At 65.3% G+C, this 1,456-nt stretch carries 1 protein-coding gene; it reads right to left on the bottom strand.

All coding sequences use genetic code 11. The features are described from left to right. Nucleotides 1–909: DUF222 domain-containing protein (locus ABTZ89_RS38655; RefSeq protein ID WP_351054455.1), on the bottom strand; the 909-nt coding region annotated here is incomplete at its 3' end. Nucleotides 910–1,456: the final 547 nt, after the last annotated feature.

Raw genomic sequence — 1,456 nt, 5'->3', positions numbered from 1 at the left:
GAGGGTGGCGGCGAGGTCCTCATAGTTGATGGTGACCGTCAGGTGGGGGCGCTGACCGCCGGTGCGGGGCATGCCATCGGACTCCAAAGCAAGGTCCAGCAAGCTCGTGAAACCGTCGGCGTTGCGCTGACCCACCGTGCGCGGATCCTTCACCCCGCCCTCCTCCGGGCGCGGGGCGACCAACGGCTGCAACGCCGCGACGAACTTCGCGCCCGCCTCGCGATCCAGCCGAGCCTTGATCACCAGCATCCCGTCCCGGGCAGTCGCGTAATGCAACTCCCGCGCCTCGAACTGGGCCTCCTCATCACGCACCGCCCCCTCGCGGTCGAGGGTGTAGCGGATGCGATCGGCGAGCTTGGCCAGATCACGCGGACACAACCGACACGCATGCTCCACCAACAGCCGCTCCACCTCACCCGCACGGCCACGAGCACGCTCAGGCAACCGGGACAGGCAACGGGAAATGACATTGCCGTGATCCACACTGATCACACCCTCAGCGAGCGCTTCCGCCACGACAGGCAGCTCCACCCTGCCAGCAGAACCAGACTCGTCGGAGTCGACAGTGTTGGTGGCATCGGCAGTGGTGGCGGTAGCCAGACGGACCCGAACGGTGGCGTCAGGGCCGTCGATGTTGAGCAGGCTCTTCAACCACACCTGCGTCGAACGCGCACCCCGCGCCGCATACACGCGACGACGGTCAGCCTCGGCGATCAGCCGCAACTGCTCCATCCGCGCCCGACGAATCCAGGCCTCCATCTCACCGATCCGTGCCGTCAACTCCTCATCAGTCAACGACGACACCGCAACCAGCCCAGACCCGACCCCGCCCAGCTCGGGCGTGGTCGAGGACGCGACCACACCCGCAGCAGCGGGCGGCGCATCACAGGCGGTCATCAGCGGTGTCATGCCTCTATTCTCTCAACCATCGAACAGAATTTCGAGCACATAACCGTCGCCCAATACGGTGATCAACGCCAGCAGAACAACACGAAAACCATTCCACACCAAGGAAACACGAAGCCTTAGCGACGTTCTCTTCGCGTTTCACGGCAGCCCATCAGGCCTATGTGGACAGTCACCCGGTGCCCCGCCACCACACACTTCGGAACAGCACCGGGCCGACACGCCGTCAGGCGACACTCACCCACCACTGATCCCACAGCACCACACCCCCACAAACAGCAACCCCGCCGCCTGCACAAACCCCGCACCCAACCGGTCGGCAGCACTCAACAACCCCCAACCGGACCCCCATCAGCCCCCATCACCCCGCGACCGGCCCGATACAACCGAACCGGAGTCCATCCCACACCGGGTCATCCCCGTGACACAAAGCCGAAACGGGGCTGTGCTCCGGATGTCAAGCCAGAAACCCCGCAGGGGCGGCCAAAGGCCGGGCTTGACATCCGGAGCACAGCCCCCACAATCCACCAACCACGGGGATGACCCCCAC

Origin of the sequence: Saccharopolyspora sp. NPDC002686 (genome assembly GCF_040295745.1) — a bacterium.
Classification (GTDB): Bacteria; Actinomycetota; Actinomycetes; order Mycobacteriales; family Pseudonocardiaceae; genus Saccharopolyspora; species Saccharopolyspora oryzae.
Note: the sequence above shows the minus strand (reverse complement) of the source record. Positions and strands in the feature narration are given on the sequence as shown.